Origin of the sequence: Streptomyces sp. NPDC006384 (genome assembly GCF_042870695.1) — a bacterium.
Classification (GTDB): domain Bacteria; phylum Actinomycetota; class Actinomycetes; order Streptomycetales; family Streptomycetaceae; genus Streptomyces.
The window spans coordinates 234,178-247,153 of record NZ_JBIAHR010000010.1; the positions used below are offsets into that span (position 1 = coordinate 234,178).

A 12,976-nucleotide genomic window follows, 5' to 3' on the forward strand; every position below is an offset into this window, starting at 1 on the left:
GGTTGCCCCGGGCCCCCCCTAGGGGGGTCGGGGGGCCGGCGGTGTGGTTTACCCCGCCCCCCCCCGGGCCGCCGCCCCCCGGGCGGGCCGGGCCTGGCACGGGAGGCCTCCGGGAGGGCGTCACCCCCGGTCGGCGCCGCCACTGCGGTTCGGGCGGTCGGGGTGCGGCTCGCGTCCGCCGGCGATGTCGGTGACACCGGACTCGTCGGAGGTGTCCTCGTGCCGGCGGGGCGTGCCGCGTCCGCCGGTCTGTCCGCCGCTCGTGGTGCCGTAGCCGCCCGGCACGCCGGGGACGCTGTCCGCGTCGGCCTCCTCGCGGCTGATGTGCCGGGTGGCGCGCACGCCCGCGTGCCGCTCCGGGTACGGATAGTCGAAGGGGCGGGCCGCGGCGCGCTCCTCCTCGCTCCGCTCCGGCCGGCCCTTGTCCTGGGAAGTCTGGGGGTCCCGAGGGCCCTGGGTGTCCTGGGGTTCTGGAGTCCTGTCGTCGGTCATGGCGTCCGCGTACCCGTGCGGGGACCGCCCATGTGACCTCACTCGTCCGGTGACGCCGCGCGCCGCCGGTCCGCCTCGTCCCAGGTCCGGGTGGAGCGCGGTTCGACGTACGGCTCGTCCCCGGGCGGATGGCCGGCGTCGATGACGCGCTGCCGGGCCATCTCGGCGTCGAACTCCAGGCCGAGCAGGATGGCCAGGTTCGTCACCCAGAGCCAGACCAGGAAGATGATGACGCCCGCCAGGGTGCCGTACGTCTTGTTGTACGAGCCGAAGTTCGCCACGTAGAAGGCGAAGCCGGCGGAGGCCACCATCCAGATCAGCAGGGCGACGAGGCTGCCCGGGGTGACCCACCTGAAGCCCCGCACCTTGGCGTTCGGGGCGGCCCGGTACAGGATCGCGATCATGATCGTGACGAGCAGGACCAGCACCGGCCACTTGGCGATCGACCACGCCGTCATCGCGGTGTCGCCCATGCCGAGCGCGGTGCCCGCCTGCCGGGCCAGGCTGCCGGTGAAGACGACGATGAGCGCGCTGACCACGGCGAGCACCAGCAGCACCACGGTCAGGACCACCCGCAGCGGCAGCACCTTCCACACCGGCCGGCCCTCCGGCACGTCGTAGACGGCGTTCGCCGCGCGGATGAACGCCGCCACGTAGCCGGACGCCGACCACACGGCGCCGAGCACACCGACGACCGCCAGGACGGAACCCAGGCCGGCCTTGGACTGCAGCTGCTTCACCGCGTCGGTGAGGACGTCGCGCGCGGACCCCGGCGCGAGTTTCCGGATGTTGTCCAGCACCTCCTGGGTGGCGGAGGGGCCGGCGATCCCCAGCAGCGACACCAGCACCAGCAGGGCCGGGAACAGCGCCAGGATCCCGTAGTACGTCAGGGCGGCGGCGCGGTCGGTGAGCTCGTCGTCCTTGAACTCGGACATCACGCGCCGCAGCAGCGCGCCCCACGAGCGCTTGGGCAGTTGGGTGGGGGAGTCGGGGGCGGCACGCTCGGTCGCGGCACCGGGACCGTATTCCTCGGCCGCCGTCCCGTCCGCCGTGCGGTCCGGTTCCGGTGCGTGCCTGCCGTCGTGGGAGGGGGGCTGTTCGGACATGGCCCCCGGGTAGCCCGTCCCGCCGACCTCACGCCTGTACGCCCGCCGCGCCGCCCGCGGTCCCGGCGCGGGCCGCCCTCGCGGGAGTGAAACATCGCAGTATGCCGCACCGCGCGCACGTTCCTCTGGAAAATGCCAAAGCGCTCACCGGATGCGTGCACCTTCCGTAGTGTCGGCGTCACGTTCGCGGTACAGCCGTGCAGGGGGAGGGGATCGGGCGTGCCCGGAATCGACGAGAGTCTGCTGGAAGCCATGCGGCTGCCCGGCGCACGGGGCGCTTCGCTGGTCGACTGGATCAGCGGTCTCGCCCTCGGCACGGTGGGCGACGCCCCGGGCGGCGACGCGGAGGCGACGGCGGCGGAGACCGCCGAACTCGCCCGCCACGTCGCCGAGAACGGCACCCTGGCACCGGCCGGGTCCGCCGGGCCGGAGAAGGAACCGGCGGTCGAGGACCTGATCGTCACGACGGCGGACTCCTACCACCTGATCAGGTTCGTCAGCACGCCCTTCGACAGCACCGTCTTCCTCCACCTCTGGCTCGACCGCAACGACGGGAACCTCGCCCTCGCCCGCATACGGCTGGCCGAGACGGCCGACCGCCTGGTGCTCGGATGACCGCGGTGACCACGGACCGGGCCGCGTGCGGCACGACGACGGAGGCCCTCGGCGCCCTGGCCGCCGAGGGCGCCACCGGTGCCCTGTCGGGCGAACGCGGCATCGTCTACCTCCGCGCCGGCCGCGTCGTGCACGTGGAGTCGGCCTTCACCCCCGACATCGGCACCCTGCTCACCCGCAGCGGGGCCGTCCCGCCGGACGGCTGGTGGGAGGCGGTCGACGAGGGCGGCACACAGCACCGGGTCGGTCACCGTCTGGTGACCGGCGGCCGGCTCGCCGCCGGCGCCCTGGAACTGTGCCACCTGGGCGCCCTGTTCGACGCCGCGTACTTCGTCCTCGCCCACGACACCCGCGCGCAGCGCTTCCGGCCCGGGGCCGCGCACTGGCTCGGCGCGGTGCGCTCCGTGTCCGTGGACACCGTCGTCCGCGAGTCGAGACGCCGCCGCGACCTCCTGGAACGCATCTGGCCCGACCCCGACATCGACGTCGTACCGCTCACCCGCGTGCCCGACGCCGACACCGGTGACCTGCCGGCCCGGCGCGGCCGGACCCTGACCCAGGTCGACGGCGTCCGCACCGCCGCGGAGATCGCCGCCTCCCTCGCCTGCCGCACGTACCACACCCTCGTCGAACTGCGCCGCCTGGCCGCCGACGGGCTCGTCACCACCGCCCCGCGCCCCGCCGCGCCGGACACGGCGGGCCGGGAGGCGTACCCGGCCGCCTGGGACGACCCGGACACGGCACTGCTGCGACGGCTCCGAGACGCCCTGGAGGCCCTGTGATCCGCGCGCGCCGCCGGCGTGCCGAAAGGAGACTGCTCATCATGGCCGTCGAGAGCGACGTCCTGGACGAACTGCACCGCCTGCGCAACCGCGTGCCCCAGCTGACCGGCTCGCTCGCGGCCACCGTCGACGGCCTCGTACTGGCCCACGACGCGCCCGGCACCGAACCCGAGGGCCTGGCCGCGCTCACCGCCGCCGCGCTCGGCGTCGCCCACCGCATGACCGAGGCCACCGCGCGCGGCGGCTTCCGCGAACTGCTGCTGCGCGGCGCCGGCGGCTACGTCGCCACCTACGCGGCCGGCCCGGCCGCCGTCCTCACCCTGCTCGCCGAGGACCGCGTCAACGTGGGCCGGCTCCACCTGGAGGGCCGCCGCAGCGGCGCCCGCATCGGCGAACTGGTCGCCGCCCACCTCGACCACGACCGCGCCGGCGACCGCCCGGCCGCGGACGAGCACGCCGCGACGGCGCCCGCCGGCCCGGCGCGTCCGATCGGCACCCTGCCGGTGCGCACCCCGCAACGGCCCGCACACCCCCCGCGCCCCCAGGCCGGCGGCCACCGCCGGCCCACCTGACCCCCGTCAGGTGTCCACCGATCACGTACGGAAGGAAAACCCCATGGCCAACCTGGAGACCTCGCTCAAGGAATGCCTGAGCACGATCGACGGAGCCACCGCCGCCGCACTGGTCGACTACACCAGCGGCATGGCACTCGGCACGCTGGGCGGGACCAAGGACTTCAACCTGGAGGTCGCCGCCGCCGGCAACACGGACGTCGTACGGGCCAAGCTGCGCACGATGGAACTGCTCGGTCTGAAGGAGGAGATCGAGGACATCCTGATCACCCTGAACACCCAGTACCACCTGATCCGCCTGCTCAAGGGCCGCGGCGGCAACGGGCTGTTCCTCTACCTCGTGCTCGACGGCAACCGCGCCAACCTGGCGATGGCCCGGCACCAGCTGCGCCGCATCGAAGGGGATCTGGAGGTCTGACCGGAGTCCGGAGCACATGACGGGTGCGGCCCGGCGGGACATTCCGCCGGGCCGCACCCGTACACCGTGCCGTCGCGCCGTGGCTCAGGCGCCGCTCTCCCGGAGCATGTCCTCACGCTCGACGATCTTCACACGCTCGCGGCCCTGCGGCTCGCCCAGCGCCTTCTCCGCGGCGTCCAGCCTGTACCAGCCGTCCCACGTGGTGAAGCGGATCTCCCGCTCGGCCAGGAAGGCGTCCACGGCCTCCGGGGCCGGCGAGGCGGGCGTGAGCAGCCGGCCGTTCGCGTAGTCGTCCAGCAGGTTGGCCACCGTCTCGTTGGCGTCGCCCTTGGTGTGGCCGATCAGACCGATCGGCCCGCGCCGGATCCAGCCGGTCACGTACGTCGACGGCAGGTGCTCGCCGGACTCCTGGATCACCCGGCCGCCCTCGTCCGGGACCGTGCCCGAGTCGATGTCCCAGGGCAGCTTGGGCAGCTGGTCGGACAGATAGCCGACGGCCCGGTAGACGGCCTGGACGTCCCAGTCCTTGAACTCGCCGGTGCCCTTGACGTTGCCGGTGCCGTCCAGCGCGGTGCGCTCGGTGCGCAGGCCGACGACCCTGCCGTCCTCGCCGAGGATCTCGGCGGGCGACTCGAAGAAGTGCAGGTACAGCTTGTGCGGCCGGTCGCCGACGTCGCGGATCGCCCAGTTCTCCAGGGTCTTGGCGACCATGTCGGCCTGCTTGTTGCCGCGCCGGGTGGCGATCGACCCCTCGTCGTAGTCGATGTCCTCGGGGTCGACGATGACCTCGATGTTGGGGGAGTGGTCCAGCTCCCGCAGCTCCATCGGGGAGAACTTCGCCTGCGCCGGGCCGCGGCGGCCGAAGACGTGGATCTCCAGCGCCTTGTTGGCCTTCAGACCCTCGTAGACGTTCGGCGGGATCTCGGTGGGCAGCAGCTCGTCGGCCGTCTTGGCCAGGATGCGGGCCACGTCGAGGGCGACGTTGCCGACGCCGAGGACGGCGACCTTCTCCGCCTCCAGCGGCCAGGTGCGCGGCACGTCCGGGTGGCCGTCGTACCAGGAGACGAAGTCGGCGGCGCCGTAGGAGCCGTCGAGGTCGATGCCGGGGATCGGCAGCGCGCGGTCGGCCATGGCGCCGGTGGCGAAGATCACGCCGTCGTAGAAGGCGCGCAGGTCGTCCAGGCCGATGTCGGTGCCGTAGTCCACATTGCCGAAGAGACGGATCTGCGGCTTGTCGAGCACCTGGTGCAGGGCGGTGATGATGCCCTTGATCCGCGGGTGGTCGGGAGCGACGCCGTAGCGGATGAGCCCGAACGGGGCGGGCATGCGCTCGAAGATGTCGATGGACACACCGGGGCCGGCGGCCACTTCGGACTTGAGCAGGGCGTCGGCGGCGTAGATACCGGCCGGGCCGGATCCGACGATGGCGACCCGCAGAGGGCGGGGCATGTTCAGGTTCCCTTCGAGCGGTGACAGATCGACTCGGGGGAAGCCTAAGCTAAGGCAAGCCTAAGTCGGTACGCGGGTCCGGTCTATGGACCCATAAGGGCCGCTTATGGGCTCTCATGGTCCGGCTTTGCGGCCCCCGGCCGCCGGCGGTCACCATCGGTCGCCGTGTCCGCCGGCCGCGCCCCGGCCGGCCGCGGCCGCGCAGGTCCGGCCCCGGCCTGCGCGGAACCCGCCCCGCCCCGCTCAGCGGCGCTTGCCGAACTTCCGCAGCATCTCCTGCGCCTGCGCGCGGCGGCGGGGGTCCGAGGCGGCGCGGCGCACCTGCTCCGCCGCCCGCCGCCCCTGCGGGCTGCGCGCGAACTGCTTGATCCGGTCCAGCATTCCGGGCATGACGCTCCTCCTGGTCGACGGCTCTGCCTGCCGTCCTCCTACCCCGCCCGCCCCCGCTCAGCCCGTGGACCGTCACCGGGTTTGGGACCGCCGTCGCGGGCGACCCGCAGGACACGACAGTCCACACAAGCGAACGCCGTGAGGTGAGCATCAGTGGCCGGCAATCAGAAGTCCAAGGCCAAGATGGAGCAGGCCAAGGGGAAGGCCAAGGAGGCGGCCGGCCGTGCCGTCGGCAACGAGCGGATGACGGCCGAGGGCCGCGCCGAGCAGACGAAGGGCGACGCACGGCAGGCCAAGGAGAAGGGCAAGGACGCGTTCCGGCACTGACACCGGTACGACCGAGCGGCACCCCGCGGGCCGCGGCACCCGGCACACACCGGGCGCCGCGGCCCGCGCCGTCGGAGATCGCCGTCCGCCGGGGCCCGCCCGTGCGCGGGAAGGCGCGCCGCGCCGTGCCGGCCCTGCCGGAGCCGCCGTGCGTCTCCTCCCGCCGCATCCCGCAGGGCCCCGGAAGGACGGGGGACCGGGGACGCGGCCCGGCCGTCAGGGCACCGGCTGCTCCGCCCAGATGATCTTGCCCTCCGGTGTGTACCGGGTCCCCCAGCGTTCGGCGAGCTGTGCCACGAGGAACAGTCCGCGTCCGCCCTCGTCCGTCATCGCCGCGTACCGCAGATGCGGCGAGGTGCTGCTGCTGTCGAACACCTCGCAGATCAGGCTGCGGTCGTGCAGCACCCGGACGTGGACGCTCTCGCCGCCGTACCGGATCGCGTTGGTGACGAGCTCGCTCAGGATCAGCTCCGTGGTGAAGGCCAGCTCCTCCAGCCCCCAACGGGTCAGCCGCCGGGTGACCTCGGTACGCACCTCGCCGACCGCCGCCGGATCGTTCGGCACCGGCCACTGGGCTACCCGGTCGGGACCCAGTACGCGGGTCCGGGCGACGAGCAGGGCGATGTCGTCGCCCGGCCGGTCCGGCAGCCGGGCGTCGAGCACGGCCCGGCAGGTCTCCTCGGGGGACGGGCCGGAGATCTCCAGGGCCCTGCGCAGCTGCTCCAGGCCGACGTCGATGTCGTGCCGCCGGTCCTCCACGAGCCCGTCGGTGTACAGCACCAGCCGGCTGCCCTCCGCCGGCCGCAGCTCGACAGTCTCGAACGGCAGACCGCCCAGGCCCAGCGGGGGACCGGCGGGCACCTCGGGGAACTCCACGCTCCCGTCCGGGCCGACCAGGGCCGGCGGCGGATGACCGGCCCGGGCGATCAGACAGGTGCCGCCCACCGGGTCGTAGACCGCGTACAGGCAGGTCGCGCCGGTGACCGGGGCGGCGCTGTCGTCGCCGGCCTCGTCCTGGTCGATGCGGGCGACCAGCTCGTCCAGCAGGGTGAGCAGTTCGTCGGGCGGCAGGTCCAGCGCGGAGAAGTTGTGCACCGCCGTCCGCAGCCGGCCCATGGTCGCGGCGGCGTGCAGTCCGTGCCCGACGACGTCCCCGACGACCAGCGCCACCCGGGCCCCGGACAGCGGCAGCACGTCGAACCAGTCCCCGCCCACCCCCGCCTGCGCGGGCAGGTACCGGTGGGCGACGTCCAGGGCGTTCTGCTCGGGCATCCTGCGGGGGAGCAGGCTCTGCTGGAGGGTCACCGCCATGCCGTGCTCGCGGGTGTAGCGGCGGGCGTTGTCGATGGAGACGGCGGCGCGCGCGACGAGCTCCTCGGCGAGAGCCAGCTCGTCCTCGTCGAACGGCCCGGGCCGCCGGGAACGCCAGAAGCTGACCACCCCGAGCACCAGGGCGCCCGCGCGCAGCGGCACGGTGATCAGCGAGTGGATGCCGTACTCCAGGATCTGCGCACAGCGTTCGGGGTCCTGTGCCTGCCAGCCCGGGGCCCGGCGGAGGTCCGGTTCCAGGACCGGGCGGCCCGAGGCGAGGGTGCGGCCCTGCGGGGCGGAGGCCACGAAGCGGATCCGCCGGCCCACCGGGTACAGCGGCGCGTCCTCGTCGACGCCGCTGATCGCGGCGCGCGACAGCGGCGTGACCGCCTCGGGCTGGCCGCCGCTCAGCACGGACTCGAAGAGGTCCACGGTGACGTAGTCCGCGAACCGGGGCGCGGCCAGCCGCGCCAGCTCCTCGGCGGTCCGGGTCACGTCCAGGCTGGTGCCGATGCCCACCCCGGCGTCGTACAGCAGGTCCAGCCGTTCCCGGGCGGTCTCGGCGCGGCCGGACAGGGCGCGCAGCTCCGTGGAGTCGCGCAGGGTGGCGACGCTGCCGGGCGGCCCGCCCCGCTCGTCCGTGGGGCGCAGGTTGACCGCCAGCAGCCGGTCCTTGACCCGGTGCACCTCGTCGGTCGCGACCCGCCCCGACTCCAGCAGCCGCGCCGTGTCGGCGGGCAGACCGAGGTCGAGGACGTGCCGGCCCTCGGCGTCGGAGGGCAGGTCGAGCAGGCGGTGCGCCTCGTCGTTGGCGAGCAGCAGCCTGCCCCCGCCGTCGACGATGAGCACCCCTTCGCGGACGGAGTGCAGAACCGCGTCGTGATGTTCGTACATCCGGGTCATCTCGCGCGGTCCCAGGCCGTGCGTCTGCCGCCGCAGCCGCCGGCTGACCAGGGCGGTGCCCGCCGTGGCCAGGGCGAGCCCCACGCCGGCGGCGATCAGCACCAGCGGCAGCTGCCGGTCGGCGACACCGCTCGCGTTCTCCGTCGTGATGCCGGCCGCCACCAGGCCCACGACCCGGCCGTCCGGCGCCTCGACGGGCACCACCGCCTGCACCAGCCGTCCGATGGTGCCGTCGACCTCCTCGGTCACCGTCCGCCCGGCCAGCGCGGGCGCGATGTTCCCCACGAACTTCTTGCCGATCCGGTCGGCCTTCGGATGGGTGTAGCGGATCCCGTCGGTGTTCATGACGACGACGAAGTCGACGCCCGTGGCCTCGCGCACCGCCTCGGCCCGCGGCTGGAGCACCGCCGTGGGGTCGGGGGCGCGCAGTGCCTCGCGGACGCCGGGGGAGTCGGCGAACGTCGCGGCGACGGCGACCGACCGGTTGCGGGCCTCGACCGTGCCGTCGTGCCGCACCTGGAGCAGCAGCGACACCGCCGCCGCCACCACGAGCAGCAGCACGATGACCACGTTCAGCAGGAAGACCTGGCCGGCGACGCTGCGTCCGGACAGAGCCGACCGCAGCGCGGCGGCCCGGCCCCGCCGTCCCGCGGCCGCCGCCCGTCGTGACCGGTCCGCCTCCTGCTGCCGGGCGAGCGAACCGCTGGGGCGACGGGGCGGCCGCTCTCCCGATCGACCCATCAGTCGGACCATGTGCCCATGTCTACACTGCCCGGCCGCCGGAGGCGAGAGACGCCCGGCGCGGTGGCGGCCCCGTGCCCGGACCGGAACGGCCGCGCCTTTTGCCGTACCGCCGCCGTGCCGCGGCCCGGGGAACGGCGGAACCGGGGCGCAGGGGGCGGAAGTCGGGGCGAAGGGAGGGGACGGGGCCGGTTCGATGCGTATCGTGGGCGGTTGTCATGAGTGACCGTGGGCCTTCGCTCACCCCTCTCGGCCCCGGACCGGACGGTGAGGCCCTCGTATGACCCAGGCGCACAGCCCCGACGCCCGCAACGCCCCTGCCGTGTCCACCGTGGTGGAGTTCGCGGGCGGATCGGCGATGATCCCCGCCTCCCGGGACGTCGTGCGGGGTTTCGTCGCACGGCTCGGCGAGGCCGGCGTCGACATGGCCGACACCTTCCCGGACTCGGCCCGTCTGGTCACCGGGGAACTGGTGACCAACGCGTTCCGTCATGCGCCCGGCCCCTGCCGGCTGATGCTGACGCTGGTGGAGGACGGCGTGGAGATCGCGGTGTCGGACACGGGGGAGGGCTTTCCCGCCTTCCTGCCGCGCGACCCCCTGCGCGTCGGCCGGCACGGTCTGGAGATCGTGACGCGGCTGTGCGACGAGGTCATCACCAAGCCGCACGCGACGGGCAAGACGGTCTACGCGCGTCTGCCCCTGCGGTGACCCGCCCCCGGGGGGAGCGGGGGCGGGGTCTCAGCCGGCCAGGGCCTGCTCGACCGTGGGGTGACAGGGGATGAGCGCGTCGACGCCCACCAGCCGCAGCACCCGCAGCACGGCCTCCCGCGGTGCGGCGAGCCGGAAGGAGACACCGCGCGACGCGGCGGCCTGGTGCGCGGAGATGAGCACGTTGATGCCGCTGGAGTCCAGGAAGGCCACCTCCGAGAAGTCGACCACCGTCATCGGGGCCGTCCGCACACAGGACAGCAGGACGTCGCTGAGCTGACTGCTCCCGTCGAGGTCGACCTCTCCGGCGAGAGTGACGACGCTGGCGCCGCCGCCCGTGGTGGTACGGGTGATCAGCAGCCGCTCGGGTACTGCCGCTCCCTCAGTGTCCGCCACGCTTCCCCTCACTTCTCGCCCATGCCCGGCCGTCGCCGGTGGGATGATGTTAGAACTCTTCGCCGCCCGTGTGGGCCGGTTGTGCGGACCGGAGGGCCCCGGTCCCGGATCCGGCGGCTCGACGCGCGCGTCCGGCGTCCGGTGGCTACGGTCGAAGTGTGGTGGCTCATACATTCGAAGAGCTCGTGCAGAAACGCCGCGCGGCGGACCAGGCACATCACCGGGTCGAGGAGCTGCGCGACTCGTACGGGCCTCCTACGCAGCAACAGTGGACCCCGCGGCAGTCGCGCACCTACGAGACCGCCGTGCGGGCATGGCGCGACCTGGACAGGGACGCGCAGACCGCGATGACGGAGTACGTCAAGGAGGAGGGTGGTCAGTCCCGGCACAAGCTCGAGGCCAAGGTCCGCAAGGCCGTCCAGGACGGCTGAGCACGGACCCGGCGGGGCCCGGACCGTCCACCCGGGCCCCGTGGCCGGGTCGGCCCGGAACCCGGACCGGATCGGCTCGGGTCCGGCAACGGCGGCCGGAGGCGTCAGCCCCGTCCCGCCGCGACCTCTCCCACCAGGTCGCGTACGGCGTCCAGCGCCGCGGCCCGGTCCGCGGGGACCAGACCGATGCGGGTACGCCGGTCCAGCAGGTCGGCCTCGTCCAGGGCGCCCTCGTGCCGCAGCGCCCACACCAGCTCCGCCCCCGTCACGGGGTGGTCCGGCAGCACGCGCTCGCCGAGCCGGGGGTCCTGGTCGGCGAGGGCCTGCACGGCCGGTGCCTCCGTGCCGTAGAGCCGCACCAGGCGGCGCGGTGCCCGCAGTCCGGCGAGGACGTGCGGCGCGGCGGCGCCGACCAGCGGCAGCGCGGCGGTGGGGGACGGTCCGGCGGCCAGGCGCCGCGCGGCGACGGCGGCGTCCACGGCGTCCTCGGCCATGCGCCGGTACGTGGTGAGCTTGCCGCCGACCACGGTGACCACGCCCTCGCAAGAGGTGAGCACGGAGTGCCGGCGGGAGACGTCGGCGGTGCGGGGCCCGGCGCCGGGCCGGTCCCGCGGGGTGGTGTCCAGCAGGGGGCGCAGACCCGCGAAGGCGCCCGCCACGTCCTCGCGGCGCACCGGCACGTCCAGCACGGAGCCGAGCACGTCCAGCAGGAAGCCGATGTCGGTCTCCGGGACCTCGGGGACGTCGGGGACGGGGCCGTCCACGGGCTCGTCGGTCAGCCCGACGTAGACCCGGCCGTCGTCCTGGGGCAGGACGAGGACGAAGCGGTTGGTCTCCCCGGGGACGGGGACGTGCAGACCGGCGGGCAGCGGCCCGAGGCGGTCCGGGCGCAGGACGAGGTGGGTGCCGCGGGAGGGGCGGATCCGGATGCCGTCCACGAGGCCGCCGGCCCACACCCCGGAGGCGTTGATCACCGCGCGGGCGCGGATCCCGCCCGTCTCGCCGGTGACCTCGTCGCGCACCCGGGCGCCGGACGCGGTGAGCTCCAGTGCCCGGACCCGGGTCAGGACGCGGGCGCCGTGCGCGGCGGCGGTGCGGGCGAGGGCGGTCACCAGCCGGGCGTCGTCGGTGAGCCGGCCGTCCCAGGACAGCAGGCCGCCGCGCAGGCCGGCGGGGCGCAGCGCCGGCGCCAGGTGCCGGGTCTCCACGGCGGACAGCCGGCGCGGCGCGGGCAGTGTGGCCCTGGCGGTGCGCGCCGCCAGCCGCAGCGCGTCGCCGGCCCGGAACCCGGCCCGGGCCAGCGCGGCCTGGCCGCGGGAGACCAGGGGCGTCAGCGGCAGCACGAACGGCTGGGCCCGCACCAGATGGGGAGCGGTGCGCTCCATGAGCACCCCGCGCTCCACCGCGCTCTCGTGGGCGACGTCGAGCTGGGCGGAGGCGAGGTAGCGCAGGCCGCCGTGGATCAGCTTGGAGCTCCACCGGGAGGTGCCGAAGGCCAGGTCGTGGGCGTCCACGGCGACGACGCTCAGACCCCGGGCCGCGGCGTCCAGGGCCGCGCCGGCGCCGGTCGCGCCGAGGCCGACGACGAGGACGTCGACGACCGGGCCGCCGACGGTGTCGGCCAGTTCCCGCGAGCGCCGGGCGGCGGACAGGGCGGAACCGGCGGCGGGGCCGCCGGCGGGACTGCTGGTGGGACTCATGGGGCGAGGGTCCTCTCCAGGATGGTCCGCAGCTCCGCGAGGAGGGCCGCGGCGGTCAGGTCGGGGTCGTCCTCGTCGGTCATGGTCCGCAGGGACAGGGCGTAGGACTGCACGACCAGCAGCACGGACCGCGCCTGCCGCCCGGGGGGCGCCGCGCGCACCGAGCCGTCGGCGTGCCCCTCGCGCAGCGCGGCGGCCAGCAGCTCCAGCAGGGCGTCCTGGCTCGCCCCGCGCCGGTCCAGCACGTAGGGGAGCAGCAGCTCGGGATCGACGTCGACGATCTTGCGGAAGAGCGGATGGGCGCGGAACGCCTCCACCCCCGTCACCAGCCCCTCGACGATGCGCGAGCGGGTGTCCGCGCCGGACCCCGGCTCGGGGACGGCGCCCGTGGCGACGGCGATCCACTCCCGGGTCATCAGGTCGCCGACCAGGGACCGCACGTCCGGCCAGCGCCGGTACAGCGTCATCCGGGAGACACCGGCGCGGCGGGCCACGTCGGTCATGGTCGTGCGGCGCACACCGACGGCGAGGACGCAGTCGCGCACGGCGTCGAGCACCGCGTCGTTGTCCGAGGAGCTCGGCCGGCTCGAATGCTTGTGACGATTGGGCGTCATGTGTCACAGTGTAACGCCAG

At 74.5% G+C, this 12,976-nt stretch carries 15 protein-coding genes; 7 read left to right on the forward strand and 8 right to left on the reverse strand.

Features of this window, described 5'->3' with window-relative positions; translation table 11 throughout:
- Nucleotides 1–120 precede the first annotated feature (120 nt).
- Together ACFYOJ_RS16485 and ACFYOJ_RS16490 are read right to left on the reverse strand one after the other, a co-directional pair.
- Nucleotides 121–492, reverse strand: coding sequence for a hypothetical protein (locus ACFYOJ_RS16485; RefSeq protein ID WP_356558001.1), 372 nt, complete (start codon nucleotides 490–492; stop codon nucleotides 121–123).
- A 38-nt stretch (nucleotides 493–530) separates the two neighbouring features.
- A complete protein-coding gene (locus ACFYOJ_RS16490) occupies nucleotides 531–1,598 on the reverse strand; it encodes a YihY/virulence factor BrkB family protein (RefSeq protein ID WP_356558000.1) in 1,068 nt (355 codons plus the stop codon).
- Between the two features lie 219 nt (nucleotides 1,599–1,817).
- Here ACFYOJ_RS16490 and ACFYOJ_RS16495 point away from each other — a divergent pair, with 219 nt between their 5' ends.
- Genes ACFYOJ_RS16495 through ACFYOJ_RS16510 form a run of 4 tightly spaced genes read left to right on the forward strand, consistent with a single transcriptional unit; the run spans nucleotide 1,818 to nucleotide 3,985 of the window.
- Nucleotides 1,818–2,213, forward strand: a complete 396-nt coding sequence (locus ACFYOJ_RS16495) for a hypothetical protein (protein WP_356557999.1) — start codon at nucleotides 1,818–1,820, stop codon at nucleotides 2,211–2,213.
- Nucleotides 2,210–2,995, forward strand: coding sequence for a hypothetical protein (locus ACFYOJ_RS16500; protein ID WP_356557998.1), 786 nt, complete (start codon nucleotides 2,210–2,212; stop codon nucleotides 2,993–2,995). The genes ACFYOJ_RS16495 and ACFYOJ_RS16500 overlap by 4 nt, the downstream gene beginning before the upstream one ends.
- A gap of 41 nt (nucleotides 2,996–3,036) precedes the next feature.
- Nucleotides 3,037–3,567, forward strand: coding sequence for a roadblock/LC7 domain-containing protein (locus ACFYOJ_RS16505; protein WP_356557997.1), 531 nt, complete (start codon nucleotides 3,037–3,039; stop codon nucleotides 3,565–3,567).
- A 43-nt stretch (nucleotides 3,568–3,610) separates the two neighbouring features.
- Entirely contained in the window at nucleotides 3,611–3,985 is a 375-nt protein-coding gene (locus ACFYOJ_RS16510) for a hypothetical protein (protein WP_356557996.1), read from the forward strand.
- A gap of 84 nt (nucleotides 3,986–4,069) precedes the next feature.
- Here ACFYOJ_RS16510 and ACFYOJ_RS16515 read toward each other — a convergent pair whose 3' ends face one another.
- Together ACFYOJ_RS16515 and ACFYOJ_RS16520 are read right to left on the reverse strand one after the other, a co-directional pair.
- Nucleotides 4,070–5,434, reverse strand: coding sequence for an FAD-dependent oxidoreductase (locus ACFYOJ_RS16515; RefSeq protein ID WP_356557995.1), 1,365 nt, complete (start codon nucleotides 5,432–5,434; stop codon nucleotides 4,070–4,072).
- Nucleotides 5,435–5,677: 243 nt separating this feature from the next.
- Nucleotides 5,678–5,824 carry a hypothetical protein gene (locus ACFYOJ_RS16520; RefSeq protein ID WP_356557994.1) on the reverse strand — a complete coding sequence of 49 codons (147 nt, stop codon included), beginning with the start codon at nucleotides 5,822–5,824 and terminating at the stop codon, nucleotides 5,678–5,680.
- Between the two features lie 153 nt (nucleotides 5,825–5,977).
- Here ACFYOJ_RS16520 and ACFYOJ_RS16525 point away from each other — a divergent pair, with 153 nt between their 5' ends.
- On the forward strand, nucleotides 5,978–6,151 hold the full coding sequence (locus ACFYOJ_RS16525; RefSeq protein ID WP_356557993.1) for a CsbD family protein: 174 nt from the start codon (nucleotides 5,978–5,980) through the stop codon (nucleotides 6,149–6,151).
- A gap of 216 nt (nucleotides 6,152–6,367) precedes the next feature.
- Here ACFYOJ_RS16525 and ACFYOJ_RS16530 read toward each other — a convergent pair whose 3' ends face one another.
- Nucleotides 6,368–9,118 (reverse strand): SpoIIE family protein phosphatase, encoded by a 2,751-nt coding sequence (locus tag ACFYOJ_RS16530; RefSeq protein WP_388597115.1) that lies wholly within the window; start codon nucleotides 9,116–9,118, stop codon nucleotides 6,368–6,370.
- A 268-nt stretch (nucleotides 9,119–9,386) separates the two neighbouring features.
- On the opposite strand from ACFYOJ_RS16530, the gene ACFYOJ_RS16535 reads away from it, so the two are divergent.
- Complete coding sequence (locus ACFYOJ_RS16535; protein WP_356557991.1) at nucleotides 9,387–9,815, forward strand: ATP-binding protein; 429 nt, start codon at nucleotides 9,387–9,389, stop codon at nucleotides 9,813–9,815.
- A gap of 30 nt (nucleotides 9,816–9,845) precedes the next feature.
- Here the strand turns inward: ACFYOJ_RS16535 and ACFYOJ_RS16540 are convergent, their stop codons facing one another.
- Nucleotides 9,846–10,211: an STAS domain-containing protein gene (locus ACFYOJ_RS16540; RefSeq protein ID WP_356557990.1), complete on the reverse strand. Its 366-nt coding sequence runs from the start codon at nucleotides 10,209–10,211 to the stop codon at nucleotides 9,846–9,848.
- A gap of 185 nt (nucleotides 10,212–10,396) precedes the next feature.
- Between ACFYOJ_RS16540 and ACFYOJ_RS16545 the strand changes: the two genes are divergently transcribed.
- Entirely contained in the window at nucleotides 10,397–10,642 is a 246-nt protein-coding gene (locus tag ACFYOJ_RS16545; RefSeq protein ID WP_356557989.1) for a hypothetical protein, read from the forward strand.
- Between the two features lie 104 nt (nucleotides 10,643–10,746).
- On the opposite strand, the gene ACFYOJ_RS16550 is transcribed toward ACFYOJ_RS16545, so the two are convergent.
- A complete protein-coding gene (locus tag ACFYOJ_RS16550) occupies nucleotides 10,747–12,342 on the reverse strand; it encodes a glycerol-3-phosphate dehydrogenase/oxidase (protein ID WP_356557988.1) in 1,596 nt (531 codons plus the stop codon).
- Nucleotides 12,339–12,956, reverse strand: coding sequence for a TetR/AcrR family transcriptional regulator (locus ACFYOJ_RS16555; protein ID WP_356557987.1), 618 nt, complete (start codon nucleotides 12,954–12,956; stop codon nucleotides 12,339–12,341). Before ACFYOJ_RS16555 ends, ACFYOJ_RS16550 begins: the two co-directional genes overlap by 4 nt.
- Nucleotides 12,957–12,976 lie beyond the last annotated feature (20 nt).

Excerpts from the sequence above, each read along its gene's own strand:
- ACFYOJ_RS16485 (WP_356558001.1), bottom strand. The coding sequence starts at position 492 with ATGACCGACGACAGGACTCCAGAACCCCAGGACACCCAGGGCCCTCGG.
- ACFYOJ_RS16490 (WP_356558000.1), bottom strand. The coding sequence starts at position 1,598 with ATGTCCGAACAGCCCCCCTCCCACGACGGCAGGCACGCACCGGAACCG.
- ACFYOJ_RS16500 (WP_356557998.1), top strand. The coding sequence starts at position 2,210 with ATGACCGCGGTGACCACGGACCGGGCCGCGTGCGGCACGACGACGGAG.
- ACFYOJ_RS16505 (WP_356557997.1), top strand. The coding sequence starts at position 3,037 with ATGGCCGTCGAGAGCGACGTCCTGGACGAACTGCACCGCCTGCGCAAC.
- ACFYOJ_RS16510 (WP_356557996.1), top strand. The coding sequence starts at position 3,611 with ATGGCCAACCTGGAGACCTCGCTCAAGGAATGCCTGAGCACGATCGAC.
- ACFYOJ_RS16515 (WP_356557995.1), bottom strand. The coding sequence starts at position 5,434 with ATGCCCCGCCCTCTGCGGGTCGCCATCGTCGGATCCGGCCCGGCCGGT.
- ACFYOJ_RS16520 (WP_356557994.1), bottom strand. The coding sequence starts at position 5,824 with ATGCCCGGAATGCTGGACCGGATCAAGCAGTTCGCGCGCAGCCCGCAG.
- ACFYOJ_RS16530 (WP_388597115.1), bottom strand. The coding sequence starts at position 9,118 with ATGGTCCGACTGATGGGTCGATCGGGAGAGCGGCCGCCCCGTCGCCCC.
- ACFYOJ_RS16535 (WP_356557991.1), top strand. The coding sequence starts at position 9,387 with ATGACCCAGGCGCACAGCCCCGACGCCCGCAACGCCCCTGCCGTGTCC.
- ACFYOJ_RS16550 (WP_356557988.1), bottom strand. The coding sequence starts at position 12,342 with ATGAGTCCCACCAGCAGTCCCGCCGGCGGCCCCGCCGCCGGTTCCGCC.
- ACFYOJ_RS16555 (WP_356557987.1), bottom strand. The coding sequence starts at position 12,956 with ATGACGCCCAATCGTCACAAGCATTCGAGCCGGCCGAGCTCCTCGGAC.